Genomic DNA, 23,904 nt, shown 5'->3' on the forward strand with positions numbered 1-23,904 from the left:
GGCCGCACGATGAAGAGCAAAAGTTAGCATGATCGTTACCATGTTCGGGAGTCACATAGGAGATCAGATCCTGGAAATCGGGAAAAGTGCCAATCAGTTCACAATATTTGTGTATAAGAGTCAGGGTCGGGGCCGCTCCGCAGAGCAAGGGCGGGTTTGTCGCCAAGTAAGGCCGGATAGCCGTACGCCAGATGCAACAAGGGCGCCTCCATGGAGGCGCCCATTTGCTGTTTGTCTGCTTAGCCGGTGCGGGGCAGTGTGCGCTTGAACCCCTTCTCGGCCTGATTGACCTTGTAGAGATAGCGTCTGGCTTCCGCCTTGGGATGCTGCTCGGTCAGGATCTGGTACACCGCCTCGGGGGAGAGCTGATTGATCATGCCGGGCGCCGCCTTGCGGTCGCTGGAGAAGGTGTTCAGCACCCCACCGGCGCCACCGTTGTAGGCCGAGATGACGGCATAGCGGCGGGAGAGCGGGTCCTGGATATTCACCAGATAGACGGTCTGCAACAGGTGCAGGTAGGCGGTGCCCACGTCGATGTTGTAGGCCGGATTGAACAGATCTTCCCGGGTCGGCTGGCCGTTTTTGCCCTTGACCCGCACGTAGACGTCCCGCCCGGCGGTAGCCGGGATCACCTGCATCAGGCCATAGGCATTGGCGTGGCTGACCGCATAGGGGTTGAAGCTGCTCTCTGTCTTGATCACCGCGTAGATGAGGCTTTCGGCGACCCCATACTTACGGGAGGCTTCCCGTATGATGCCGGCATACTTGTAACCCCGTTTGTCCTCGTGGTTGGCCACCATGGGGATGTCGACGAAGAAAATGGTGCGGATCCCCAGGGTACGCTTCTTCATCGCCGTGCTGAGCAGGTAATCGGCGTAACGCTCGGCACGCCAGTCGAAGCGGATCGGCTGGCCCTGGTTGTCCAGCACCTGACCATAGAGGAAGGGCTCGCCACCGGGCAGAATTTCACGGTCGGAGTACAGATCCACCTCAGCCGGATCATCCGGGGTCAGCAGGGTCTCTATGATGGCGCGGCGCAGGTGGGCACGAGGGTCAACCCCGGAGACGGTCTCCACCATGATGTGGCCGCTGGAGAAGTTAATGTGAGCCCGGCTCTTGTACTGATCCGTGTATTTGACGTAGTCAAATTTGCCCGCGAACAGCGCCTCACGCCCCCATATCTCGTTCACGTTATGGGAGAGCGCGCTGATCATGTGTTCGAAACCGCGAATGTCCTTGCCGTTGACGAGATCGTCATCCTCACTCCCGTTGGGCTTGGGGGAGGATGAGCAGGCAGAGAGAAACAGCAGGGTGCAAAGCAGCCAAAAAATTCGGCCCATAGGATCCTCAAACTGGGCGGCAGAGCCGCCCGTCATTCATTGGCTGTGAACCTTAAGATGTACAGCCGTCGCTGGCTCGCAAGTACAACCCATTGGTCCATAGGCCGGTCATTGGCTGTGAACTGAGAAATGTATAGCCGTCACTGGCTCGCAAGTACAACTTATCAGCTTATTGGCTGGGAGGGGTATAACCGTCTATGGCCACTTCACCCGCTTCAAACAGGTAGCTCACCATCTCTTTTTCCAGCAGCTGACGATGCTCGAGGTTCATCATGTTCAGCTTCTTTTCGTTGATCAGCATCACCTGTTTTTTCTGCCATTCGGTCCAGGCTTCCTTGCTGATGTTGTCAAAAATCCGCTTGCCGAGTTCACCGGGGTAGAGTTGGAAATCCAGGCCCGGGCCCTCTTTTTTCAGGCGTTGGCAAAATACAGTACGGCTCATGTTGACCTCTATGGTTGTAAGTCCGGGTAGGCGAGCAGGCGGGCCGTGGCGGCCGCCAGACCCACCTCTGCAGGATGGCGTAAGTTATACCAGAGTCGGTTATCCGCTTCCATGAGCTGGGGGGCCGGTGGCGCATCGATTTCAATCAGGAAAGGCTGAATATCGAGGTGGAAGTGGCTGAATGTATGCCGAAATCCGCTCAGTTCCCGATAATCGTGGCCGCTCAGCCCCAGCCGCTGCATCAGCCCCTTGACCTCAGACAGCGACTCCACCTGCGGGAAGCAGTAGAGCCCGCCCCAGATCCCCTGTGGCGGCCGCTTCTCCAGCAACAGCTCATCGCCGTGACGAATGAGCAGCATGATGCCGGTGCGGGCCGGAATGCTCTTCTTGGGCTTGCTGTTGGGGTAGGCGGTGGGCTTGCCCTGCGACAGCCCCTGGCAATCGGCCTGCACCGGACAGCGCTCGCAGGCGGGTTTGCTGCGGGTGCAGACGGTGGCGCCCATGTCCATCATGGCCTGGTTGTAGTGGGCCACACCGAGCTTGGGCGTGAGGCGGATGGCAAGCTCCCACAGATCGTTCTCCACCTGTTTCTGACCGGGCCAGCCCGGCAGTGCCAGCCAGCGGGTGAGTACCCGCTTCACGTTGCCGTCCAGAATGGCGTGGGGCTGGCCAAGCGACAGGGAGAGCACGGCGCCCGCGGTGGAGCGGCCTATGCCGGGCAGGGCCATGACCTCTTCCAGCCGCTCCGGGAACAGGCCACCGTGCAGCTCGCAGATCTGCTGGGCCGCCTTGTGCAGGTTGCGGGCGCGGGCGTAATAGCCGAGCCCGGTCCAGTGGTGCAGCACCTCATCGATGGGAGCATGGGCCAGGGCCTGCACGTCGGGGAAGCGAGTCATGAAGCGTTGATAATACGGGATCACGGTGGCGACCTGGGTCTGCTGCAGCATGATCTCGGAGACCCAGACCCGATAGGGCGTCTTGTTCTGTTGCCAGGGCAGGGTCTTGCGGCCGTGGATCTGGTACCAGTCCAGGATCCTGGTGGCGAAGGTGGTGTTGTCTGAATTGCTCACATGGATCTCATGTTATTGATTAAAAAGGGGAGCTCTCAGGCTCCCTCTTGAAATGGACGCCAGATCAGCGGGGCTGAGCTGGCTTGGTGGTCGTGATGGACTCAGCCGCGCCAATCCTGCAGCGCCTTGAGGCTGACGTTCTGGCCCGCCACCTGCAGGATGATGTAATCCTGGGCGATGGCGATCAGGGTCACTCCCGGGGCAACCTCGCTGCCCTCATGAAACTCACGTCCGTTCAACATCACGGCCCGCTTGGCCGGGTTGGAGGAGAAGACGTGGGAGCCGTAGGCCAGGGGCGGCACCCGCTGCTTCAGTTCCAGCGGCAGGGCGCTGATTGGCATGGTTTGAGACTCATTTTGGGCCTGCGGTGCCGTCTCATCCATCAGCGGCGTGTTATTAAGTGCATTCATGATGCGCTCGGCCAGCCCCTGGCTGCCGTTGGCGGCAGGGGCGCTGTTGTCGGGGGAGACTCTGGGGCGCACCACGGGTTCCGGCAGGGGCGGGGGCAGCGGGCGGGTGATCATGGGCCTGGGTTCGACCCGCACGAAGGGCGGCGTGACCACCTCTTTCACCTCCACCGTCTTCTCGATGGGGCGGTTGTTGAACAGGTGCCAGCCATAGTTGGCACCAGCTCCCATCAGCAGGGCAAGCGGGGCCAGCAGCCACCAGATCCAGCGCCGGTTCTGCTCCTCTTCCTGGGTGACGGGCAGCCCCATCGCCGGAATATGGGGGGTGAACTGGGGCTGTTCGGCCCGGCGCAGTGCCTTGAGCAGGGTAGACATCAGGAAGCCTCCTCCGACAATGTGACCATGGTGTCATCGTTCATGGTATCCAGCGTGGCCGGTGTGCTGATGCGTTGGGACTCATCTTCCAGCCTCGGCATGGGTTCGCCGGCCATCACGTTGAGGCGCAGCAGGGTATTGCTGCCGGCGATGCCGTCCGGGTTCAGCCCCTGTTCGCGCTGGAACTGTTGCAACTTGCTCTTGAGCTCGGCGTCGAAGCGACGCACCTTGCGATCCGGCTGCTGCAAGGCGCGGCTGAGGGTGTTGTCCAGCCACTGCACCTGGGTCGCCCCGGCATTGTTGCCAATCAGGGCGACGCCGCCCTTGGGCATGCGCCACAGCAGGGTGTAGCTGCCACCCCAGAAGTCTGACAGCCACTGCCTGTCCACCTGCCAGCTCTGGTTGCCGATGAGCAGGTTGGCCTTGTCCGGCCCCAGGCTGACCAGGGTTGCGTAATAGATGCCGCCCGTCTCGTCGGTCAGGCTGATGAGGGCCGGGTGCTGCAGGGCTTGCAGCTCTGCCAGCGAGGCATCGCCCTCCTGGCAACGCAAACCGGCGCGCGGTGCGTTGTCGCAGGTCGCCTCCTCCAGCTCTGTCCGGTAGCCCCACACCTTGTAGAGATTCTGCATGGCACTCTCTGGCTCCAGCGCCTGATTGATGGCGCGGGTCAGCTGCTCCTGCTGCTCCGGGGTGTCGTCTACCTTGACCGGCACCTCCACCTTGATCACGGGGCGCTCGGGGAAGAAGCCGAAGAGCTGCCAGCCCCACCAGCCGGTGGCGACCAGCAAGGCCCCTGCCAGAGCGACCATGAGGCCGGACTGCCAGGTGCCTTCGTCGCGAATGCCGCTCACCTCATAGGCCGCCAGGCTGATGTCACCGTGGACTATCTTGTGGCTGCCACGGGCGAAGGCGGCGATCAGGGCGCGGTCGCAGATGAGGTTGATGAGGCGAGGAATGCCGCCGGAGAGGCGGTGCAGGGTCTGGAGCGCTTTGGGGGTAAAGATGGGCTGGACGCAGCCTGCGATCTGCAGCCGGAAGCGCACATAGGCATCCACGTCCTGATGTGAAAGCGGCAGCAGGTGATAACGGGCCGTGATGCGCTGAGCCAGCTGGCGCAGCAGGGGTTGGCGCAGCATCTGTTGCAGCTCTGGCTGACCGATAAGCACCACTTGCAGCAGTTTCTTCTCGTCGGTTTCCAGGTTGGTGAGCAGACGCAGCTGTTCCAGCACGCCGGGCAGCAGATGCTGGGCCTCATCCACCAGCACCACGCTGCGCTTGCCTGCTGCCAGGTTGGCCAGCAGGTGATCGCGAATGAGATCGAACAGCAGCTTGAGACCGGCGTCCTTGTCGTACGGCAGCTGGAACTCGTCACAGATGGCCGCCAGCAGGTCACGCTCGGTCAGGGATGGATTGAGGATGTAGGCGATCTCGGTCTCGGCCGGCAACTGTTGCAACAGGCAGCGGGAGACGGTGGTTTTACCGGTTCCCACTTCCCCGGTTAGCAACACGAAGCCTCCCCCATCCTGCAACCCGTAGTTGAGGTGGGCGAGGGCCTCCCCGTGACGTTCACTCATATAGAGGTATTTGGGGTTGGGCGAGATGGAGAACGGGGGCTCCGACAGACCGAAGAACTGTGTGTACATAAGGATCCATTCCATTGTTATGGGCGGCAGGTTAAAGCCTCCCCACTGGGATGTCAAAGACCCGGATGCCATAAGGGGGGCTGGCGCATCTGGCAGCCAAAACCGCTGTTTTTATCGAATGTGGTCTGGTTGTGGTGGGCCACTGTGGCTGTCGGGCCAAGCCGGCCGGGTGATCACGGCAGCCTGATCGCGGGAGGCATGGCGGTGTCATCGTGTCCGCCAGGCAAAACCGGTATAATCGAGGCAGGTTTATCAAGGGAGACAGAGATTGCAGACTTATCTGGTTGGGGGCGCAGTGCGGGATCGCCTGTTGGGATTGCCGCAAGGGGATCGGGATCACCTGGTGGTGGGGGCGACCGTGGAGCAGATGCTGGCACTGGGGTTCACCCAGGTGGGCCGCGACTTCCCTGTGTTTCTCCATCCAAAGACCCAGCAGGAGTATGCCCTTGCCCGCACCGAACGCAAACAGGGCTGCGGTTACACAGGGTTTGTCTGCCACGCCTCCCCCGAGGTGACGCTGGAGCAGGATCTGCTGCGCCGGGATCTCACCGTCAATGCCATCGCCGAGGATGACGAGGGTCGGCTGCACGATCCCTATGGCGGCATTCAGGATCTGGAGCAACGTTTGCTGCGTCATGTCTCCCCGGCCTTTGCCGAGGATCCGCTGCGCATCCTGCGGGTTGCGCGTTTCGCCGCCCGTTTCCACGCCCAGGGTTTCGTCGTGGCCCCCGAGACGTTGGCGCTGATGCGCGAGATGACCGACGCCGGCGAGCTGGCCCACCTGACCCCGGAGCGGGTCTGGAAGGAGCTGGAGAAGGTGTTGCTGGGACAGACACCCCAGATCTTTTTCGAGGTGCTGCGCGAATGTGGTGCCCTCAAGGCGCTGTTTCCGGAGCTGGACGCCCTGTTTGGTGTGCCAGCGCCCGCCAAGTGGCACCCGGAGATAGACACCGGCATCCACACCCTCATGGTATTGGAGCAGGCGTGTCGCCTCTCTCCCGAGCTGGCGGTGCGTTTTGCTGCCCTGTGCCACGACTTTGGCAAAGGGCTGACCCCGCCCGCCTTCTGGCCGAGCCACCACGGTCACGGCCAGAAGGGACTGCCGCTGATCCGCGACTTTTGCGAACGCTTTCGGGTGCCGAACGACTGTCGTGATCTGGCGCTGCTGGTGAGCGATCTGCACACCCATATTCACATTGCCTTCGAACTCAAGCCCGCGACCCTGCTCAAGGTGTTCGACAAAGCGGATGCCTGGCGCAGACCCGAGCGTTTCGCCCAGCTGCTGGACGCTTGCCGCGCCGACTTCCACGGCCGTACCGGCTTCGAGGAGCGGGTCTATGCCGAGCCCGACTATGTGGCCCAGGCGCTCGGCGCAGCCCAGGCCGTGCCTGTGAAGGATATAGTGGCCGCCGGTTTCAAGGGCGAAGCCATTCGCGAGCAGCTCGCCAAGCGCCGGCTCGATGCCATCAGCCGGGTGCGAGATGAGTGGACCTTTATCGAGGAGTAGTCGCGGCGTCTGCCAGCTGTCCGTCATCAACAAGCCCGAGTCACTGACCCGGGCTTTTTGCTGAGGTGCGTGTCAAGAGGCGCGGGCTTGCCGCCCCTGGCAGGGAAAAACGGACCTGGCTTGACCGCAAGCCGGATTACCAGAACACCTTGCCGAGCAGGGGGGCGAACAGCACAGTCACCATGCCCGCTATCATCATCACCATGCTGGAGACGACGCCCTCCTCGTTACCCATCTGGTAAGCCTTGGCGGTACCGGCGCCATGGGCCGAGGCGCCGAAACCGGCCCCCTTGCCGAGGCGACTGCGGATGGCGAGCAGGGTGAGCACACTCTCCCCCACTGCCATGCCGATGACGCCGGTCAGCACTACAAACAGGGCGGTGAGATCGCTCTGGCCGCCGATGGCGCGGGTCGCCTCCACCGCGAACGGTGTGGTGATGGAGCGCATCGCCAGGCTGCGCTGCAACATGTCGGAGAGGTGTAGCCAGCGCGCCAGTAGCACAGTGCTGCCCACCGCCATGATGACGGAGGCGACGACCCCGACCGAGAGGGAGAGCCAATGCCGGTGGATCAGCTGGCGATTCTCATAGACGGGCACAGCAAAGGCAACGGTGGCCGGGCCCAGCAGCCAGAGCAGCCAGTGGGACTGGGCCATGTAGTCCTGATAGGGGATATGAAACAGCAGCACCACGGCCACCAACAGGGTGGGGGCCAGCAGCAGCGGCATCAGCGGCAGTATGCGCTTGCGGCCATAGAGCCACTTGCTGGCGTAGTAGAACAGCAGGGTCAGGGCGAAGCAGAGCAGGCCAAGCAGGGTATCAGACATGACGGCGGCTCCGGCGGGCCAGCTTCAGCTCGAGTCGATAGACCCTGTCCACCACCAGTGCCGTGGTGCCCAGCACCAGGGCGGTGCTGATCAGCAAGACCAGCATGATGCGCCACCCCTCCTGCAACAGCAGATCCTGATAGTTGACCACGGCCACCACGGCCGGCACGAAGAACAGCAGCATCTCGGCCAGCAGCCAGCGGGCGCCGGCGCTGAACCACTGGGTCTTGACCACGCCGAGCAGGATCAGGACCAGCAGCGCCAGCATGCCGGTGAGGTTGGCGGGCAGCGGCAGATGGAAGGTGCGTACCGCCGCATCGGCCAGCAGCCAGATGGCGGCCAGCAGGGCGATTTGGAAGGGCGTCTGTAACCAGCGAATGCAGAGGGTTTTCATGATGGGTGTCTTTCTGTGAACTGGCTCACAGTATAGGGACAGGCTAAACCTGCAAAAAATGAATTTAAATTATCAAATTCATGCCAAAGAGGCATGATTAAGGCCTGCCGCCTGTGAGAGAGCACTATGGATATCCGAGCCCTGCGTTACTTTGTCGAACTGGTACGCGAGCAGAGCTTCACCCGCGCTTCCGAGAAGCTGTTCGTCACTCAGCCCACCATCAGCAAGATGATCCGCAACATCGAGGAGGAGCTGGGTCAGCCGCTGCTCAACCGTGAAGGGCGCCGCTTCACCCTGACCGACAGCGGTCAGGTGTTGTTCAACCGGGCCCAGACCATACTGGCCGAGATGCAGCAGCTGGAGGCCGAGCTTGCGGATCTGCAGAGCCTGCAATTTGGCCGGTTAGCCCTCGGCATCCCGCCCATGGTGGGCCACGTCTATGCGGATCTTATCCGCACTTATCGCAGCCGTTATCCCAAGGTGGAGCTCTCCATCGTCGAATATGGCGGTCGGCGCATCGAGCAGGCGGTGTTGGCGGGGGAGCTGGATCTGGCCATCACCATGCTGCCGACCCGGGAGGGGGGCGCCCTGAGCGCGCTGGAGCTGGATCAGTATCCCATCCAGGTGGTGCTGCCGGACTTGCCGCGCTGGCGCGCGTGCCGCGAGATCCGGCTGGAGGATTTGCGCGATGAACCCTTCCTGCTCTACACCCAGGCCTTCACCCTGAGCGAGCGGCTGGAGCAGGCATGCCAGCAGGCGGGCTTCGTGCCCCAGGTGGCGGCCCGCAGCAGCCAGTGGGACTTTCTCACCGCCATGGTGCGCAGCGGCATGGGAGTCGCCTTTTTGCCCGAACCCATCTGCCGTCGGCTGACCCCGGACGGTCTGGTGCTGCGGCCGCTCCTGCCCGAGCTCAGCTGGCGACTCGGGGTGATATGGCCGAGCGAACGCTATCTCTCCCGCACCGCCGAGGCCTGGCTGGCGCTCTGCCGCGAACAGGGTTGAGGCCCATCATGGATCGCCGAAGCGATCCGTCATGGGGTTGTAGAAGTAGGGGCGGTAGTCGAAGCTGATCCCCTCGAGGAAGGGGTTTTCCAGTCGCAGCATACGCCGCTGCTTGAGCCCGGCAAAGGCGATGGCGGGGCCGAAGCTTTGGCGCCACAAGGCCTGCAGCGAACCATCTTGCCAGGCTTGGCGCAGCCCTGTCTCTACCCGTTTCAGGGCCTCACCGTTTGCCACATTGGTATAGAAGACTCTGGGCAGCGGGTAGTAGAGCAGCAGGTAGGGATCCATCTTCAGATCCCCTATATCTTTGTGGGTCAGCAGCTCGCTGCGCAGTTCGCTCGCCCCGCGGCACAAGAGATCGAACCGGCCGCGCGCCACCATTTTGAACAGTATCTCGTAGCCATCCACCTCTACCACCTTGAGACCTGCATGGCGCAGTATCTCCACATCCAGCCAGCCCTTGCCCTGACCAAACGTGAAATGGCGCAACCCTGCCAGATCATCTACCTCCGCCAGGGCCGCCTGCTGTTGAGGACTGACGAAGCAGACGCGATAGCTGACGATGCCGAGATGAATGGGGAAGCGGACATACGCCAGCCCTTTGCCGTCGCGTGCGCTGCTGTAGCTGTCCATGGCAAACAGGTTGGTGAAACTGTTGAGCTGCAGGCTGAGCCGCACCCGGGCCTTGGTCATGGTCGGGGCGGGCACCAGCTCATAGTCGCCGAAGGTGTCACGGGTCTTGTCGAGGGCGAGACGCAGCAGCTCCCTGTCATAGGTCATGCGCGGATCCCGTTCGCTCTCCGGACTGATGTAGGTGAAGCGGGTGGCCGCCATCGGGTTGGAGGAGAGAGAAAGGCAGAAGATCAGGAACAGGAGTCTATACATCTCGGCCAGGCTCTACGACTTGGGTTCATCCATTATAGTCCGGCAGCCTGGGGCTGCGCCCTGCGCGGGCTTGTCTCGCTACCGGGATGACTTCATCAGGATGATGCCATCAGGCTGCCCAGCTGGCGACAGAGCCGGCGCAGGGTCTGATTGTCGAGGGCGCCAAAGCCGAGCAGCCAGCCCTCCAGACCCGGCGGGCCTAGATAGAACTGGCCGAGTGGGCGCAGGCCTATCCCGCTGGTATTGGCGCTGGTTGTCCAGCGGGCCTCGCCGCCGACGGGCAGCAGTACGGTGCACTGCAATCCGGCACCGCTATAAACCGGAGTGAGCCGTGGGCAGTGACTGGCGAGCTCGCTTAGCAGCAGATCGCGCCGGCTCTGATAGATGAGCCGGCTCTGGCGCAGGTGAGTGGCGAAGTGACCGGCACGGATGAAATCTGCAGTGACCGCCTGCTGCAACTGGTTGCTGTGGCCATCGAAGGCGGCCCTGGCCCGGCAGAAGGCACTCATCAGCGGCCTCGGCAGCACCAGATAGGCGAGTCGAAGCGAGCCAAACAGCACCTTGCTGAAGGTCCCCACATAGATGACCCGCCCCTGGGCATCCAGCCCTTGCAGGGCGGGGAACGGGCGCTGATCGTACTGATACTCACCGTCGTAATCGTCCTCCAGGATCCAGGCGCCGTGACGCTCTGCCTCGTTCAGCAGCGCCATCCGGCGAGGCAGGCTCATGGGCACGCCGAGGGGATACTGGTGGGCCGGCGTGGTGTAGATGAGGCGCGGTGCCGGATGGTGTCCCTGCGGATTGAGCCCCTCCCCATCCACAGGCACAGGGTGGACCCTGGCTCCTGCGCTCTCCATGGCGGTGCGGGCCCCGGGATAACCGGGGTCTTCCACCCAGACGGTGTCGCCGACATCGATGAGCAGCTGGGTCGCCAGCAGGATCCCCTGCTGGGAGCTGGTGAGGATCAGGATCTGATCCGGCTCGCACACCACGCCGCGTGACTGCACCAGATAGCTGCTGATGACACTGCGCAGTTCGGGCAATCCCTGCGGGTCGCCGTAGTTCATCCAGCGTTCTCCTTGCTGGCGCCACTGTTGCTGCATCAGCCGGCCCCAGAGCCCGTGTGGGAAGAGGCGGGGATCCGGCTGGCTGGAGGCAAAGGAGGTGCCGATGTGTGGTGTGTCGTGACAGGCACCCCCTGCCGCCATCTCCTGGCCACGGCGGGAGAGTCCGGCCACCGATTGGGGCGGACGTGGCGCCGGGCACACGGCCGCCAGCGCCACGAAGCTGCCAGCCCCCACCTTGCGCACCAGATAGCCTTCTGCCTCCAGCCGGCCATAGGCCAGCTCTACCGTGCTGCGGGAGATGCCGAGATCGCCGGCCAGCAGACGACTGGCGGGCAGCCGGCTGTGCTGGGGCAGATGGCCGGCCAGAATGGCGCCTCGCAACGTACGTACCAGTTGCTCGTGCAGCGGCAGATCGCTGGGTTGCTGAGTGGCAAACAGGGTTGGCAGGGCAGACATGGCTATTTCCAAGCAGACAATTGGTCTGCCCATACTGGCAAAATTGGTCGGCGTGGCAAGGCCATTATGTCGCTACATTGAGGATCAAGGTTCGGGATCAACAGATATTGGCAATGAAAGGAGTCTGCATGTCGGAATACAGCGCCAACATCAGCTGGCAGTGCGGGGTTAGCGAGCCCTTCGTCGATCAGCGCTACAGTCGGGCCCACTGATGGGAGTTTGATGGCGGCGTCAGGGTGCCGGCTTCCTCCTCCCCGCATGTGGTGCCCTTGCCCTACTCGGTGGCCGAGCACGTCGACCCGGAGGAGGCCTTTGTTGCAGCACTATCGAGCTGCCATATGCTCACCTTCCTCTGGCTGGTGGCCAGGGCGGGTTATCGGGTGGAGAGCTACCGGGACGAGGCGGTGGGCATCATGGAGGCGAACGAGAGGGGTCGCCAGGCCATCACCAGGGTCACATTGCAGCCGCTGGTGCAGTTTGCCGGTGACCGGCAGCCCACTTTGGCCGAGCTGGAACAACTGCACTATCAAGCCCATGAGGAGTGCTTTATCGCCAACTCCGTCAAAACCATCGTCACCACCCGGATCCGGGTCTAGTCACAAGGAGGGGTATCATGAGTCAGGTATTGAGCTGCGGGCTGGTCAGCGCGGCAGAGGTCAGCGTCTTCTACGAGGCTCAGCTGGTCTATCGGTGGCGCCAGGACGGCTTTGCCGTCGCCACCGGCAACGAGACGGGATCGCAGCAAACGGGAGGGATTGCCTGTGGCAGCTGACATCTATCTGAACGAGTTCGGCCAGTCGGTTGGTGCCCCACTGCCCGATTGGCGGGGGGCTGCATTTCCTCCCCATCACCTCCTGAGTGGCTGGGGCTGCCAGTTGGCGCCGCTGGATCCCGAGCGTCACGGCCCAGGCCTCTGGCAGGCGTTCTGCAGCGACAGCGGGGCTATGTGGACCTACCTCACCAGCGGGCCTTTTGCCGATGAGGCGGCCATGGGGAGCTGGTTACAGCAGTGCGCCGCCAAGGCGGATCCCCAGTTCTACACCATCATGGATGCCAAGAGCGGTCAGGAGCTGGGGCTCGCCAGCTACCTGCGCATCGATCCCCTGGCTGGCACCATGGAAGTGGGTTGGCTGCACTTCTCGCCAACCCTGCAACAATCGCGGCTGGCGACGGCGGCCATGGCGCTGATGATGGCCAACGCCTTTGCCCTCGGCTACCGGCGCTACGAGTGGAAGTGCAATGCGCTCAACCAGCCCTCCTGGCGGGCGGCGCTGCGGCTCGGTTTCAGTTACGAGGGGACCTTTCGCCAGAGCCGGGTGGACAAGGGGCGGGCACGGGATACCGCCTGGTTCTCGGTGATCGATGGTGAGTGGCCCGCCTTGCAAACCTGTTTCGAGCGCTGGTTGGCCGATGCCAACTTCGACGAACAGGGACGCCAGAGGTTGCGATTATCCGAGCTGACAGCCGCCTGTCGTACCAATTACGACTGACCTGGCAAGATGACAGAGGCCCCGCCAGCGGGGCCTCGTTTGTCGGTACCAGGGCTTACTCATGGTGCTCACCTATGGGGGCGGCGATCCACTGCAGCAGGGTCAGCATGTCCTGTGGCGCCACCCCGACCGAGAGGCCGCGCTTGCCGCCGCTCACCAGTATCTCGTCAAATGCCATGGCAGAGTCGTCGAGTACGGTGAGCAGCCGTTTTTTCTGGGCCAGCGGGCTGATGCCCCCCACTTTGTAACCGGTCAGCTTCTCGGCCTCGGCCGGTTTCATCATCTCCACCTTCTTCAGGCCAGTGGCCTTGGCCAGCTGCTTGAGACTGCACATGCCCGACGAGGGCACTATGGCGACCACTGCTTGCTTGTCGTGATGGGCAACCAGGGTCTTGAACACCTGGGCTTCCGGCAGGCCGAGCTGGGTCGCGGCATGTTTACCGAAATCGTCGTGAGCTGCGCACTCATAGGGGTAGAGCTTGTGCGGTATCTTGAGCTTTTTCAGAAGGTTGATGGCAGGAGTCATGATAAGCGCCTTGAGTCAAAACAAGGCCAAACAGTCTGCGCCTGCAAGGCAGGGGATGCAAGTTGCTCGCGCCCCCAAGGTGTGGATGAGCGCGCTGAGATAAAAAAGCCCGGGTCAGTGACCCGGGCTGTTTGCGGCTGCGCGTATCAGGAGAAACAGGCTTGCAGCACGTAGAAGATGGCGATGGCCAGGATGGCACCGGCGGGAAGGGTGATGATCCAGGAGACCACTATGTTGCGCAGTACCCCCAGATTCAGGGCGGCTATGCCACGGGCCAGACCGACACCCATCACGGCACCCACCAGCGTCTGGGTGGTGGAGATGGGCAGACCCGTGCCGGAGGCGATCACCACGGTCGCGGCTGTGGCCAGCTGGGCGGCGAAGCCACGGCTCGGGGTCAGGTGAGTGATGCCGGTACCGACGGTGGCCATCACCTTCTCGCCCATGGTGGCGAGGCCGATGACGATACCTATGCCGCCGAGGGGCAGGATCCACCAGGCTATGGTGGACTTACCGGCGATCTGACCGGAGCTTTCGACGATGGAGACCACGGCGGAGAGCGGACCTATGGCGTTGGCCACGTCGTTGGAGCCGTGGGCAAAGGCCATGGCACAGGCGGTGATCACCATCAGGATGCCGAATACTTTCTCCACGTTGGCGAAGTGCATCTTGCTGTCATCCTGCGGGTTGTATTGCTGGCCGCGAATGTAGAGCCAGCCAGCAAATGCCACCGCGATGGAGATGATGGTGGAGAGCAGGACCCCTTCGCCATTGCTCAGGTGTAGACCAACGTGGGTCAGCCCCTTCTTGATGGTCACCAGACAGATCACCAGCGCGGTCAGGAACATGTAGAAAGGCACGTAACGCTTGGCGTTGGCCAGGGGATCATCTGTGTTGAAGATGAGCTTCTGCACGCTGATGAACATGAAGTAGGCGATGATGCCGGAGATGGCCGGGGTGATGATCCAGGAGCCGACTATACCGCCGAACTTGCCCCACTGAACCGCTTCCGGACCTATGCTCACCACGGCGAAGCCGACGATGGCGCCGATAATGGAGTGGGTGGTAGAGACGGGCCATCCGAAGTAGGAGGCCAGGATCAACCAGGCACCGGCCGCCAGCAGGGAGGCTATCATGCCGAGCACCAGCAGATCTGGCGTGTCGACAAAGGCGTTGGTATCTATGATGCCGTTACGTATGGTCGCTGTCACTTCGCCACCGGCCAGATAGGCACCGGCAAATTCGAAGATCATGGCGATGATGATCGCCTGACGTATGGTCAGGGATTTGGTGCCGACCGATGTGCCCATAGCGTTGGCCACGTCATTCGCGCCTATACCCCAGGCCATCAAAAAGCCGAACAAGGCCGCCACGAGCACCAGAGTCGTGCCGTAATTCGCGATAATGTCCATTAATAGTGTTTACCCAGTCAGTCGATTACGAACGAGCCAGCATCAGTTCCAGACGGGCGCCAACGCGCTCGGCCTGATCTGCCAGGTCACCTACCCATTCGAGGATCTTGTAGAGGAACATAATGTCGATCGGATTGTATTTCTGCTCAACGGCTTGCAGCTGTTGGCGCAGTCCGATCTGCATGGTGTCAGTATCGTCCTCGATAAGATCCAGCTGATGGATCATCTCGGCAACCATTTCAACTTCACGTCCTTTGAAGCCGGTTTCGAGCAGCTCATCGAGTTCTCCGATGGCTTTTTCGGCTTGGGCGGTCGCATCGATACAACGTTTGAGATAGGCCATGAAATCGGCACGCATCTCGGCAGGGAATTCCATTCGACGGCCAAGCATGCGGCCGGAGATATCCTTGGCACGGTTGGCAATCTTGTCTTGTTGGGTCAGCAGCTCCAGCAGGTCGGTACGGGCGACCGGCAGGAACAGGCCGCGAGGCAGTTTCAGACGAATTTCACGTTTGAGGATGTCCGCCTCTTTTTCCAGCTGGGCTATCTGCTGCCGGATCTTCTCGGCATCTTCCCAACGGTCTTCGGCAACGGCATCAAAGAAGGGAATGAGCTGCTCGCAGCACACGTGAACCTTGATGATATGCTTCTGCAGCGGCTTGATGGGGGACTTGGCAAAAAGCCCCAAAATAGTATTTACTGGCATGGACAAACCTGTGTCGGTGAAAAAACACTCGATACGATTTTATGAGGGGCGCATGGTAACCGAACTGCGTCATCAATAAAACCGTGAATTAATCCTGATGTATCACGGGCATTATATCCTCGCGTTTCACATTGTGCCCCCCAAAGTTGCCTGCCAGCCCGGAATGACTATGCAAACTGAGATCGAGATAAAGTTTTTTGTCTCACAAGATATTCAATGCCCACTATCCAAGATTTTGAATTTACTTGAAATTATATCAAGTTCCCAGGTCGATCTAGGCAATGTCTATTTTGATACGCCGCCCCTGGATTTACGTCGGCTGGAAATGGGATTGCGTATTCGTCGCAGCGATGATTTTGCCGAGCAGACGATTAAATGTCGGGGTCAGGTGGTGGGGGGATTGCATGCCAGGCCTGAATATAATGCCCCCGTGCAGGGTGATGTGCCCCTGCTTGCGGCTTTTCCAGCCGAGCTTTGGCCGAGCTTGGTGGTGCGCGACGAAATCCAGACCAGGCTGGTTGCCCAGTTCAGGACTGATTTCTTGCGCCGCTACTGGCTGATAGCCTTCGAGGGCGCCGAGATAGAGCTGGCCTGGGATCAGGGCGAGATCGTCGGTTCGCTGGGCAAGACTTGCATCAATGAGTTGGAGCTGGAACTCAAGTCTGGCGATGCACGGGCCCTGTTCGGGTTGGCAGAGCAGCTGGCCGGTCTTGGCTGGGTCAGGTTGGGGGCGCAATCCAAGGCGCAGCGAGGCTATCGGCTGGCGGGACTCGGCAAGCCGCTGACGCTGCAATCCTTGCCTGTAGCCAATGGGAGCGATGCCGTGATGCGTATCACCTCGGGCCTGCAACATTGGCAACATCACGAGCAGTACTGGCTGGAGCAGGCAGACCCCGAGCAGCGACAACTGGCGCTGCTTGCGATCCGGCAAGGGGTTGCGCTCATTGTCGATGCTGCCGCTACGCAGGCGCCAGTGTGGCTGGCGGCGCTGACCGACTTGTCGACTCATCTGGCCTTATTGGCCCAGGAACCGGCCGACACCGGGTGGCAAGCTGCCCTGTCGACGCTGTTCCATCGCGTCGACTATGTGCGGCTGCAATTGGCCATCGCTGCCTGGCTGCTCGCGGTGGCATGACATCTGTGCCTTGCAGGGCGCGGCAGTGACGAACAATGGCGACAATGAAAAAGGTGAGCGTTAGCTCACCTTTTTCATGTGGGATGTACCGCCATGGGGGGTTGTGCTCAGACCTGGGTGTAGACGTGCCCCGTGCTGCGAACCATGTCCTCACCCGGGCAGCGCTGCGCCAGTCCGCGGGTGTCACAGGGCTGGCCGTTATGCTCGATACAGAATTCGAACCGGGTTTGGGACTTGACGGGGAGATGGCCCGAATTGGCGGCAGTTGCCTGCCATTGCCACTGTTGCAGCGTCTCCATGGCGGCCTCGCTGAATGCGTCCTCACTGGGTGTCAGCACGCGGATCTGCTCGGCCCGGCCTGCTGCATTGATCACGTACTCGAGCGAGGTACACCCCATTTTTTCGGCCAGTATGGCTTCCTTGGGGTAGCGGGATTCGTTCCTGCCGAGAGGGCTCCAGTGGGCATTCACATCCGTGATGTCGCTCAGGGGGAGAGAGGTGAGGTGCACGCTCTGGGTCTGGTGACTGCAACCTGTCAATGCGCACAGGGCGCTCACTAAAAGAGTGGCTTTCATGTTCGCTTCCCTTCGTTCGTTTTATTGTTCCTGGCGGGGCCTGACCCGCGGCTCGGCACTGTCACTCATTAAAGATGCAGCCACGAATGAAAACGCTTTCCGGACTGCAGGCCATCACAAATCGCCTCGCGGCGGTTTTTTCATCCTTTTCTGACTCAGTAGTAGCCAGCGTCATCCGGATTGGGCCGGGTCTTGAAACGGCGATGGAGCCACATGTACTGCTCTGGCGCCTTGCGCACGGCGGCTTCAATCTCGCGGTTGGCGCGGGCGGCATCTGCCATCTCGTCACCGCATGGGTAGTCGGCGAGCGGGGCCCCGATATGCAGGGTGTAACCCTCGCTGGTGCGGATGTTGTAGCAGGGCAGGGTGACGGTGTTTTTCACCCGCGCCAACGTAGCGGTACCTGTGATGGTCGCCGCCTGCTCTACCGCGAAGTAGGGCACGAACACGCTGGCGTGGGAGCCGTAGTCGTGATCCGGCGCGTACCAGAGGGCGTCGCCGTTGCGCAGCGCCTTGATCATCCCCTTCACGTCCATCCGGTCCACCAGATATTTGTTGGAGGCGCAGCGGCCGTGGTACTGGGCATACTCCAGCACCGGATTGGTGTTGGGGCGATAGACCCCCACGCCGGGGCGTACCAGACCGAAACAGCGGGCGTTGAGCTCCAGCGTCAAAAAATGGCAGGAGAGCAGCAGCATGCCCTGACCCTTTTCCATGGCGGCGATGACGTGCTCTTCCCCTTCCACCTTCATCAGGTTGCGCATCCGCCAGTCTGGCCAGAACCAGGCGATGCCCACCTCGAAGATGGCGCAGCCGACGCTCTCGAAGTTTGCTTTGAGCAGTTTTTCCCGTTCATCTCGGGTCAGTTCCGGCATCGCCAGTTCCAGATTGAGACGGGCAATCTTCACCCGTGACTTCAGTATCTTGGCGGCGAGGCGGCCGAGCTGGCGGCCCAGCCACATCTGGCTGTGCCACGGCAGCAAGGCCAGCAGCCAGAGCAGGGAAAGGCCGAACCAGCTTGCCCAGTAACGGGGATGAAACAGGCGGGGCTCGAGGCGAGGAGCGTTGTCATGGGCCATGGATAATCTCTTGTTCGCAAACACAATCGGGGATTCTAGCCGAAAAGGGGGGGCGGGGGCGAATGGCTGTGTGCTGGTCAGAGGGGTAGCCTGTGTCAGAGCCGCGTGGCGTGAACTGTAACTATGGGTTTCTTTTGTGCCTCAAATGGAAATCACAGGTTTGCTTTTACTACACCGTATAAAAGAGTGTGATAAAATCCGGAACTGAATTTTTCAGGTTTTGAGAGTCGATACAGATGAAGATCACCCTGCCCGAGTTTGAAAAAGCCCGCGTTCTGGTCGTTGGCGATGTCATGTTGGACCGCTATTGGCATGGCCCCACCGGCCGGATCTCGCCCGAGGCCCCGGTGCCCGTGGTCAAGGTTGAACACATTGAGGAGCGCCCGGGTGGCGCTGCCAACGTGGCCCTCAACTCTGCCGCACTGGGCGCTCACGCCGTGCTGCTGGGCCTGACCGGTCAGGATGAGGCCGCCGATGCCCTGGCTGGCCAGATGGCTGGCGTCAAGGTCGCCTGTGATTTCGTTCGTCTGGCCGACTATCCGACCATCACCAAGCTGCGGGTGCTTTCCCGCAACCAGCAACTGCTGCGCCTCGACTTCGAGGAGGCGTTCCATGATGTCGATTCCACTCTGCTGATGCACAAGGTGGAGCAGGCGCTGCCTAACTGCGACGTGATGATCCTCTCCGACTACGGTAAGGGTGCCCTCAACGATGTACCCGGCATGATCCAGCGTGCCCGTGCCGCTGGTATTCCCGTCCTGGTCGACCCCAAGGGGACCGAGTTTGAGAAGTATCGCGGCGCCACCCTGCTGACTCCCAACATGTCCGAGTTCGAGGCTGTGGTGGGCAAGGTGAAAGGTGAAGAGGATCTGGTTGCCAAGGGACTGGCGCTGGTCAAGCGTTTCGAGCTGGAGGCCCTGCTGGTCACCCGTTCTGAAAACGGCATGACCCTGATCCGCGAAGGTCAGCCAGAGCTGCACCTGCCGGCCCTGGCCCAAGAGGTCTACGACGTGACCGGTGCCGGTGATACTGTCATCTCCACCCTGGCCACCTCGCTGGCCGCCGGCATGAGCCTGGAAGAGGCGTGTGCCCTGGCCAACACCGCCGCCGGCATAGTGGTCGGCAAGCTGGGTACTTCCACCGTCAGCCCGGTCGAGCTTGCCAATGCGCTTTACACCGAGCAGGAGACTGGCTTTGGCGTCATGTCCGAGGCTCAGCTCAAGGTTGCCGTGCAGGCTGCCCGCTTGCGTGGGGAGAAGGTGGTGATGACCAACGGCTGTTTCGACATACTGCACGCCGGTCACGTCTCTTACCTCGCCAATGCCGGCAAGCTGGGGGATCGCCTGATAGTGGCGGTCAATACCGATGACTCTGTCCGTCGCCTGAAAGGGCCGGGTCGCCCGGTCAATTCGACCGACCGCCGCATGGCCGTGCTGGCCGCGCTGGGCGCCGTGGACTGGGTGGTGCCTTTCGCCGAAGATACGCCCCAGCAGCTGATCGCTGAAGTGTTGCCCGACCTGTTGGTCAAGGGGGGGGATTACAAGCCGGAAGATATCGCTGGTTACGCCGAGGTGACCGCCAATGGCGGTGAGGTGCGCGTGCTCAACTTCGAGGATGGCTGCTCTACCTCCGATATCATCAAGACTATCCGCGAGCGCGGCTAACTGCTCTATTGGCCCCGTAACATGGCGGGGCTGACACTTCCGCACGTTCAGCTCGACAGCAATCCGGATAACAAGAAGGCGACCCTGTGGTCGCCTTCTTCATTCCCGATAGCGGCTATCAGGCGTTGGTTTTGGTTTTTGCCGTGGCAGGCATCAAGCCTTGGTTCACTTCCACCAGATCTTTCTCTTCCAGCACACCGGCAGCCTGTTTCAGGCTCAGGATGTTGAGGATGTAGCTGTAACGAGCGGCAGAGAGCTTCTGCTTGGCATCGTACAGCTTACGGGTGGAGTCCAGCACGTCGACTATGGTGCGGGTACCCACTTCGTAACCGGCTTCAGTCGCTTTCAGGGCGCTGTCGGCAGAGACCACTGACTGGCTGTAGGCGCGTACCGAGCCGATGCTGGCGTTCACGTTGTTGTAAGAGGAGCGCACAGTGCTCTGTACCGAGCGGAAGTTCTTCTCCAGCTGCTCGCTGGCAGCCACGTAGTCGTACTGGGCCTGCTTCACTTTGGAGCTGGTGGCGCCACCGCTGTAGATAGGCAGCTTGAAGGTCAGGCCAATGTTGGACTGATTGGCATTGCCATCGGGGTTGCGGATCTCGTCTTTGTAATCGGTATAGCTGGTCTTCAGACCGGCATCCAGATCCAGGGTCGGCTCATGACCGGTCTTCTGCAGGTCGATCTGCTCCTTGGCAATGTCCTTGGCGATACGCGCGTTGTGCAGTTGCAGATTCTTGTCCAGTGCCAGCTCCAGCCACTTTTCGGAGCCAAAAGCGGTCTTCTGCGGGCTGAATCGCTCGGTGTTGAGCACAGCCAGATTACGGTGATCGATGCCGGTCAGTTCACGCAGGCTCTCGTAGCTGTTGTCCAGGGTATTTTCGGCACTGATCTCGTCGGCCAGCGCCTTGTCGCGCTCGGCCTCGGCCTCATGCACGTCCGTGATGGCGGTCAGGCCCACTTCGAAGCGCTGCTGGGTCTGTTCCAGCTGGCGTTCCACAGCAGCCTTGTTGGCGCGAACGAACTCCAGGATGTCCATCGCCTTGAGCACGTCGAAATAGGCTTGGGAGGTGCGCAGCATCAGGTTCTGGGCTTCGAGGTTGTAGGCCACGTCGGACTGGGTGGCGCTCTTCTCGGTGATATCCAGGTTGATCCAGTTACTGCGACGATAGAGGGATTGCGTTAGCGCAACTTTTCCGTTGGCAGTCGAACCGGTCAGGGTATCACCTTTGTTTTGCAGGTGGCTCAGACCTGCTTCCAGATCGACCTGTGGAAGCAGAGTTGCACGGGATTCGTTGATTTTCTCGAAGGCCTGGTCACGCCTGGCCTTGGATTCCTGCAGCTGGGTGTCCTTGATCTGGGCCTGTTGGTAAATATCGAGCAGGTTTTCGGCATGGACGCCGGCGCTGACGCCCAGCAACACCATGGCTGACAAGAGTGTTCTTTTCATTGATCGTTTTAACCTTATGTATTAACCCAAAGCTGTCGCTGGATGAAGGAGGGTTATTGTCACTGACCAAGCTTGATTTCAGCTTAATCGCTCCACTATAAGCAAAATTTTATGATAACTGGCTCTTTTCCAGCGACAAGAACGTCAGGCACGAGGGGGAGTTTTCTCCCCCTCGTGCCTAGCCAAATACCCTGTGGCTGCTAAAATCCATCCCTCATCTCCGTCGGGAACGAGTGAATGAATGTTCATTCATGTTCTCGGATTTTATGGTCAAACCGAGCCAAGTCAAGCTGGCGGGAGTCTCGTATGTCGCAGCAAGCCTTGCCCCAAACCCGTCACTATTCTGCCGATGATGTAAAAATTATCGATAAATCATCAGGATATAACGGCTTCTTCAAAGTAAACGTCTATCGCCTACAGCACAGGTTATTTGCGGGGGGCTGGAATGAACCCATAGTGCGCGAGCTGTTCGAGCGTGGCCATGCCAGCGCCCTGCTGCCCTATGATCCTGTGCGCGACCAGATAGTGCTGGTGGAGCAGTTCCGCATCGGCGCCATCGAGACCAGCGCCACGCCCTGGCTGCTGGAGCTGGTGGCCGGCATCATAGATGAAGGGGAAACCGCCGAAGACGTGGTGCGTCGCGAGGCCGTGGAAGAGGCTGGGATCGAAGTGGGTCGCTGCGAGCATGCCATCAGCTATCTGGTGAGCCCGGGTGGCAGCACAGAGCGTATCGAGGTCTATGTGGGCGAGGTGGATGCCAGCAAGGCCGAGGGGATCCACGGTCTGGCGGAAGAGGGTGAGGATATCCGGGTGCACGTGGTGAGCCGCGAGCAGGCCTATGCCTGGCTCAAAGAGGGGCGCATCGACAACGCGGCCTCCGTCATTGCCTTGCAGTGGTTGGCCCTCAATCACGGCGAGCTGCGGGCGCGCTGGTTGGCGGGGCGCTAAAGGTGGCGCTCGTTCGCACCCAGGCCAGGCGCTATGTGCCTGATTTGATGTCCCTGCAGCGTACCTGCGAGGTGAACTACTCACGGGTGTTGATTGATGGAGCTGTGAGATGCCGTTAGTCCAGAGCTCGATGAAACGCTATGTGCCTGATTTGATGTCCCTGCAGCGTACCTGCGAGGTGAACTACTCACGGGTGTTGATTGATGGAGCTGTGAGATGCCGTTAGTCCAGAGCTCGATGAAACGCTATGTACCTGACTTAATGTCCCTGCAGCGTACCTGTGAGGTGAACTACATGGCCTTGATGAAACTGTTGCCACCCGGTGGCACAGTCGGGGCCGAACGCCGCTATCAGGTGGGTAATGGCCTGCAGTTCCAGCTCACCGTCAGCGAGGAGAGCCGCTTCACCAGTCAGGTGATCCTGGCCCAGCACAACCCGGAGTTGCCGAGCTACTTGCAGGCTCGCATCGAGATTCGTTTGTATCATGACGTGCGGATGGCGGAAGTGTGTGCGGCGCAACAGATTTCGAGGTTGCAACCACGTTATGATTATCCCAATAAAAAAATGCACCAGCGGGATGAAAAGGAGCAGGTAAATCTGTTCCTGGCCGATTGGCTAAGATTTTGTCTCAGACATGGTGCCAGCCAGATAAATATCCTCTAGTTGAACTTATAAGAAGCGTGATTTTGGAAACAGAGCTACCCCAGGCGCAGGACGGCAGTGTGCGCCTGTTACAAATTACCGACACCCACCTCTTCGCGAGTGCCGAGGGGCGGCTATTGGCTATACGCACCGCAGAGAGCCTGGCTGCCGTGCTGGAGCGGGTGCAGGCCAATGATCATCCGTTTGATCTGATCCTGGCGACCGGCGATCTGTCGCAGGATCACAGTCCGGAATCCTACCAGCGCTTTGCCAGCATGATGGCAAAGCTGGCACGCCCCATCTACTGGCTGCCCGGCAACCATGACGACGGCCCCCTGATGACCGAATACCTGCATGCGGCCGGGATCAGCGAGGCCAAGCAGCTGGTGGGGGAGCACTGGCAGGTGATACTGCTGGATACCCAGGTACGCGGCAAACCTCACGGCGTACTCGGCGATCATCAGCTGGCGGCGCTCGACCAGGCCCTGCGCCAGCACCCCGAGCGTCATGTCCTGATAGCCTTGCACCATCAGGCCGTGCCTGTGGGTTGCGCCTGGCTGGATCAGCACAATCTCAAGAACGCCGACGATCTGTTCGCCGTGCTGGCTCGTCATCCCCAGCAGAAAACCATCTTGTTTGGCCATGTCCATCAGGAATTTGACGAGATGCATCGCGGAGTGCGGCTGATTGCCAGCCCCTCCACCTGCATTCAGTTCAAGCCGCTCAGCGATGGCTTCGCGCTGGACGAATCAGGTCCGGGCTGGCGCTATCTCACCCTGCATCCGGATGGCCGGGTAGCGAGCCAGGTGTGGCGTCTGCCGGTGGGGCAGTTTGTGCCCGACCCCGATGCCACTGGCTATTGAGGA

General features: G+C 60.9%; 24 protein-coding genes and 1 pseudogene. 10 read left to right on the plus strand and 15 right to left on the minus strand.

The window, feature by feature from the left end; translation table 11 throughout:
• Positions 1–239: 239 nt before the first annotated feature.
• The 5 genes from mltC to GWQ22_RS15485 form a co-directional block, all read right to left on the minus strand.
• A complete protein-coding gene (gene mltC, locus GWQ22_RS15465; RefSeq protein WP_042035601.1) occupies positions 240–1,340 on the minus strand; it encodes a membrane-bound lytic murein transglycosylase MltC in 1,101 nt (366 codons plus the stop codon).
• 169 nt (positions 1,341–1,509) lie between these two features.
• Positions 1,510–1,782 (minus strand): oxidative damage protection protein, encoded by a 273-nt coding sequence (locus GWQ22_RS15470; RefSeq protein ID WP_005313967.1) that lies wholly within the window; start codon positions 1,780–1,782, stop codon positions 1,510–1,512.
• Positions 1,783–1,790: 8 nt separating this feature from the next.
• Entirely contained in the window at positions 1,791–2,852 is a 1,062-nt protein-coding gene (mutY, locus tag GWQ22_RS15475; RefSeq protein ID WP_212514396.1) for an A/G-specific adenine glycosylase, read from the minus strand.
• Positions 2,853–2,953: 101 nt separating this feature from the next.
• Positions 2,954–3,634, minus strand: coding sequence for a GspB family T2SS assembly factor variant ExeB (gene exeB / locus GWQ22_RS15480; RefSeq protein ID WP_275930854.1), 681 nt, complete (start codon positions 3,632–3,634; stop codon positions 2,954–2,956).
• Positions 3,634–5,277, minus strand: coding sequence for an ExeA family protein (locus GWQ22_RS15485; protein ID WP_275930855.1), 1,644 nt, complete (start codon positions 5,275–5,277; stop codon positions 3,634–3,636). The genes exeB and GWQ22_RS15485 overlap by 1 nt, the downstream gene beginning before the upstream one ends.
• Before the next feature lie 268 nt (positions 5,278–5,545).
• On the opposite strand from GWQ22_RS15485, the gene GWQ22_RS15490 reads away from it, so the two are divergent.
• Positions 5,546–6,784 carry a multifunctional CCA addition/repair protein gene (locus GWQ22_RS15490; RefSeq protein ID WP_042035338.1) on the plus strand — a complete coding sequence of 413 codons (1,239 nt, stop codon included), beginning with the start codon at positions 5,546–5,548 and terminating at the stop codon, positions 6,782–6,784.
• 136 nt (positions 6,785–6,920) lie between these two features.
• Here the strand turns inward: GWQ22_RS15490 and GWQ22_RS15495 are convergent, their stop codons facing one another.
• On the minus strand, positions 6,921–7,610 hold the full coding sequence (locus tag GWQ22_RS15495; RefSeq protein WP_042035339.1) for an LrgB family protein: 690 nt from the start codon (positions 7,608–7,610) through the stop codon (positions 6,921–6,923).
• Positions 7,603–8,004, minus strand: a complete 402-nt coding sequence (locus GWQ22_RS15500) for a CidA/LrgA family protein (RefSeq protein ID WP_275930856.1) — start codon at positions 8,002–8,004, stop codon at positions 7,603–7,605. The genes GWQ22_RS15495 and GWQ22_RS15500 overlap by 8 nt, the downstream gene beginning before the upstream one ends.
• A gap of 126 nt (positions 8,005–8,130) precedes the next feature.
• Here GWQ22_RS15500 and GWQ22_RS15505 point away from each other — a divergent pair, with 126 nt between their 5' ends.
• Complete coding sequence (locus tag GWQ22_RS15505) at positions 8,131–9,006, plus strand: LysR family transcriptional regulator (protein WP_108537368.1); 876 nt, start codon at positions 8,131–8,133, stop codon at positions 9,004–9,006.
• Between the two features lie 6 nt (positions 9,007–9,012).
• On the opposite strand, the gene GWQ22_RS15510 is transcribed toward GWQ22_RS15505, so the two are convergent.
• Both GWQ22_RS15510 and GWQ22_RS15515 read right to left on the minus strand, forming a co-directional pair.
• Complete coding sequence (locus tag GWQ22_RS15510; RefSeq protein WP_275930857.1) at positions 9,013–9,891, minus strand: hypothetical protein; 879 nt, start codon at positions 9,889–9,891, stop codon at positions 9,013–9,015.
• Positions 9,892–9,986: 95 nt separating this feature from the next.
• Positions 9,987–11,414: a PLP-dependent aminotransferase family protein gene (locus GWQ22_RS15515; protein ID WP_275930858.1), complete on the minus strand. Its 1,428-nt coding sequence runs from the start codon at positions 11,412–11,414 to the stop codon at positions 9,987–9,989.
• 128 nt (positions 11,415–11,542) lie between these two features.
• On the opposite strand from GWQ22_RS15515, the pseudogene GWQ22_RS15520 reads away from it, so the two are divergent.
• The 3 genes and pseudogenes from GWQ22_RS15520 (at position 11,543) to GWQ22_RS15530 (ending at position 12,904) form a co-directional block, all read left to right on the plus strand.
• Positions 11,543–12,010: pseudogene (locus GWQ22_RS15520) on the plus strand (OsmC family protein).
• 17 nt (positions 12,011–12,027) lie between these two features.
• Positions 12,028–12,186, plus strand: a complete 159-nt coding sequence (locus GWQ22_RS15525; protein WP_275930859.1) for a hypothetical protein — start codon at positions 12,028–12,030, stop codon at positions 12,184–12,186.
• Entirely contained in the window at positions 12,176–12,904 is a 729-nt protein-coding gene (locus tag GWQ22_RS15530) for a GNAT family protein (protein WP_275930860.1), read from the plus strand. The genes GWQ22_RS15525 and GWQ22_RS15530 overlap by 11 nt, the downstream gene beginning before the upstream one ends.
• 55 nt (positions 12,905–12,959) lie before the next feature.
• On the opposite strand, the gene ybaK is transcribed toward GWQ22_RS15530, so the two are convergent.
• The 3 genes from ybaK to GWQ22_RS15545 all read right to left on the minus strand — a co-directional run bounded on the left by ybaK (position 12,960) and on the right by GWQ22_RS15545 (position 15,548).
• A complete protein-coding gene (gene ybaK, locus GWQ22_RS15535) occupies positions 12,960–13,430 on the minus strand; it encodes a Cys-tRNA(Pro) deacylase (protein WP_042035351.1) in 471 nt (156 codons plus the stop codon).
• Positions 13,431–13,576: 146 nt separating this feature from the next.
• On the minus strand, positions 13,577–14,842 hold the full coding sequence (locus GWQ22_RS15540) for an inorganic phosphate transporter (RefSeq protein ID WP_212514842.1): 1,266 nt from the start codon (positions 14,840–14,842) through the stop codon (positions 13,577–13,579).
• A 25-nt stretch (positions 14,843–14,867) separates the two neighbouring features.
• Complete coding sequence (locus tag GWQ22_RS15545; protein WP_042035354.1) at positions 14,868–15,548, minus strand: TIGR00153 family protein; 681 nt, start codon at positions 15,546–15,548, stop codon at positions 14,868–14,870.
• A gap of 169 nt (positions 15,549–15,717) precedes the next feature.
• Between GWQ22_RS15545 and GWQ22_RS15550 the strand changes: the two genes are divergently transcribed.
• Positions 15,718–16,683: a CYTH domain-containing protein gene (locus GWQ22_RS15550; RefSeq protein ID WP_275930861.1), complete on the plus strand. Its 966-nt coding sequence runs from the start codon at positions 15,718–15,720 to the stop codon at positions 16,681–16,683.
• A gap of 107 nt (positions 16,684–16,790) precedes the next feature.
• Here the strand turns inward: GWQ22_RS15550 and GWQ22_RS15555 are convergent, their stop codons facing one another.
• Positions 16,791–17,258: an energy transducer TonB gene (locus GWQ22_RS15555; protein WP_275930862.1), complete on the minus strand. Its 468-nt coding sequence runs from the start codon at positions 17,256–17,258 to the stop codon at positions 16,791–16,793.
• Between the two features lie 155 nt (positions 17,259–17,413).
• The gene (gene lpxL / locus GWQ22_RS15560; protein ID WP_275930863.1) at positions 17,414–18,337 is read right to left on the minus strand and encodes an LpxL/LpxP family Kdo(2)-lipid IV(A) lauroyl/palmitoleoyl acyltransferase; all 924 of its coding nucleotides are present in this window, start codon (positions 18,335–18,337) and stop codon (positions 17,414–17,416) included.
• Positions 18,338–18,573: 236 nt separating this feature from the next.
• Between lpxL and hldE the strand changes: the two genes are divergently transcribed.
• On the plus strand, positions 18,574–20,001 hold the full coding sequence (hldE, locus tag GWQ22_RS15565) for a bifunctional D-glycero-beta-D-manno-heptose-7-phosphate kinase/D-glycero-beta-D-manno-heptose 1-phosphate adenylyltransferase HldE (protein WP_275930864.1): 1,428 nt from the start codon (positions 18,574–18,576) through the stop codon (positions 19,999–20,001).
• A gap of 118 nt (positions 20,002–20,119) precedes the next feature.
• On the opposite strand, the gene tolC is transcribed toward hldE, so the two are convergent.
• A complete protein-coding gene (gene tolC, locus GWQ22_RS15570) occupies positions 20,120–21,448 on the minus strand; it encodes an outer membrane channel protein TolC (protein ID WP_042035362.1) in 1,329 nt (442 codons plus the stop codon).
• 306 nt (positions 21,449–21,754) lie between these two features.
• Between tolC and nudF the strand changes: the two genes are divergently transcribed.
• The 3 genes from nudF (at position 21,755) to cpdA (ending at position 23,901) form a co-directional block, all read left to right on the plus strand.
• Positions 21,755–22,396 (plus strand): ADP-ribose diphosphatase, encoded by a 642-nt coding sequence (gene nudF / locus GWQ22_RS15575; protein ID WP_275930865.1) that lies wholly within the window; start codon positions 21,755–21,757, stop codon positions 22,394–22,396.
• Between the two features lie 216 nt (positions 22,397–22,612).
• Positions 22,613–23,059: a DUF1249 domain-containing protein gene (locus tag GWQ22_RS15580; RefSeq protein WP_212514835.1), complete on the plus strand. Its 447-nt coding sequence runs from the start codon at positions 22,613–22,615 to the stop codon at positions 23,057–23,059.
• A 23-nt stretch (positions 23,060–23,082) separates the two neighbouring features.
• Complete coding sequence (cpdA, locus tag GWQ22_RS15585) at positions 23,083–23,901, plus strand: 3',5'-cyclic-AMP phosphodiesterase (RefSeq protein ID WP_275930866.1); 819 nt, start codon at positions 23,083–23,085, stop codon at positions 23,899–23,901.
• The last annotated feature ends 3 nt before the right edge of the window (positions 23,902–23,904 follow it).

It is taken from the genome of Aeromonas sp. 1HA1 (genome assembly GCF_029237385.1).
Classification (GTDB): domain Bacteria; phylum Pseudomonadota; class Gammaproteobacteria; order Enterobacterales; family Aeromonadaceae; genus Aeromonas; species Aeromonas popoffii.

Bases quoted from the DNA above. Each gene is read 5' to 3' on its own strand.
- mltC (WP_042035601.1), bottom strand. From the start codon at position 1,340: ATGGGCCGAATTTTTTGGCTGCTTTGCACCCTGCTGTTTCTCTCTGCC.
- GWQ22_RS15470 (WP_005313967.1), bottom strand. From the start codon at position 1,782: ATGAGCCGTACTGTATTTTGCCAACGCCTGAAAAAAGAGGGCCCGGGC.
- exeB (WP_275930854.1), bottom strand. From the start codon at position 3,634: ATGTCTACCCTGCTCAAGGCACTGCGCCGGGCCGAACAGCCCCAGTTC.
- GWQ22_RS15485 (WP_275930855.1), bottom strand. From the start codon at position 5,277: ATGTACACACAGTTCTTCGGTCTGTCGGAGCCCCCGTTCTCCATCTCG.
- GWQ22_RS15495 (WP_042035339.1), bottom strand. From the start codon at position 7,610: ATGTCTGATACCCTGCTTGGCCTGCTCTGCTTCGCCCTGACCCTGCTG.
- GWQ22_RS15500 (WP_275930856.1), bottom strand. From the start codon at position 8,004: ATGAAAACCCTCTGCATTCGCTGGTTACAGACGCCCTTCCAAATCGCC.
- GWQ22_RS15505 (WP_108537368.1), top strand. From the start codon at position 8,131: ATGGATATCCGAGCCCTGCGTTACTTTGTCGAACTGGTACGCGAGCAG.
- GWQ22_RS15510 (WP_275930857.1), bottom strand. From the start codon at position 9,891: ATGTATAGACTCCTGTTCCTGATCTTCTGCCTTTCTCTCTCCTCCAAC.
- GWQ22_RS15515 (WP_275930858.1), bottom strand. From the start codon at position 11,414: ATGTCTGCCCTGCCAACCCTGTTTGCCACTCAGCAACCCAGCGATCTG.
- GWQ22_RS15525 (WP_275930859.1), top strand. From the start codon at position 12,028: ATGAGTCAGGTATTGAGCTGCGGGCTGGTCAGCGCGGCAGAGGTCAGC.
- ybaK (WP_042035351.1), bottom strand. From the start codon at position 13,430: ATGACTCCTGCCATCAACCTTCTGAAAAAGCTCAAGATACCGCACAAG.
- GWQ22_RS15540 (WP_212514842.1), bottom strand. From the start codon at position 14,842: ATGGACATTATCGCGAATTACGGCACGACTCTGGTGCTCGTGGCGGCC.
- GWQ22_RS15545 (WP_042035354.1), bottom strand. From the start codon at position 15,548: ATGCCAGTAAATACTATTTTGGGGCTTTTTGCCAAGTCCCCCATCAAG.
- GWQ22_RS15550 (WP_275930861.1), top strand. From the start codon at position 15,718: ATGCAAACTGAGATCGAGATAAAGTTTTTTGTCTCACAAGATATTCAA.
- GWQ22_RS15555 (WP_275930862.1), bottom strand. From the start codon at position 17,258: ATGAAAGCCACTCTTTTAGTGAGCGCCCTGTGCGCATTGACAGGTTGC.
- lpxL (WP_275930863.1), bottom strand. From the start codon at position 18,337: ATGGCCCATGACAACGCTCCTCGCCTCGAGCCCCGCCTGTTTCATCCC.
- hldE (WP_275930864.1), top strand. From the start codon at position 18,574: ATGAAGATCACCCTGCCCGAGTTTGAAAAAGCCCGCGTTCTGGTCGTT.
- tolC (WP_042035362.1), bottom strand. From the start codon at position 21,448: ATGAAAAGAACACTCTTGTCAGCCATGGTGTTGCTGGGCGTCAGCGCC.
- nudF (WP_275930865.1), top strand. From the start codon at position 21,755: ATGTCGCAGCAAGCCTTGCCCCAAACCCGTCACTATTCTGCCGATGAT.
- GWQ22_RS15580 (WP_212514835.1), top strand. From the start codon at position 22,613: ATGCCGTTAGTCCAGAGCTCGATGAAACGCTATGTACCTGACTTAATG.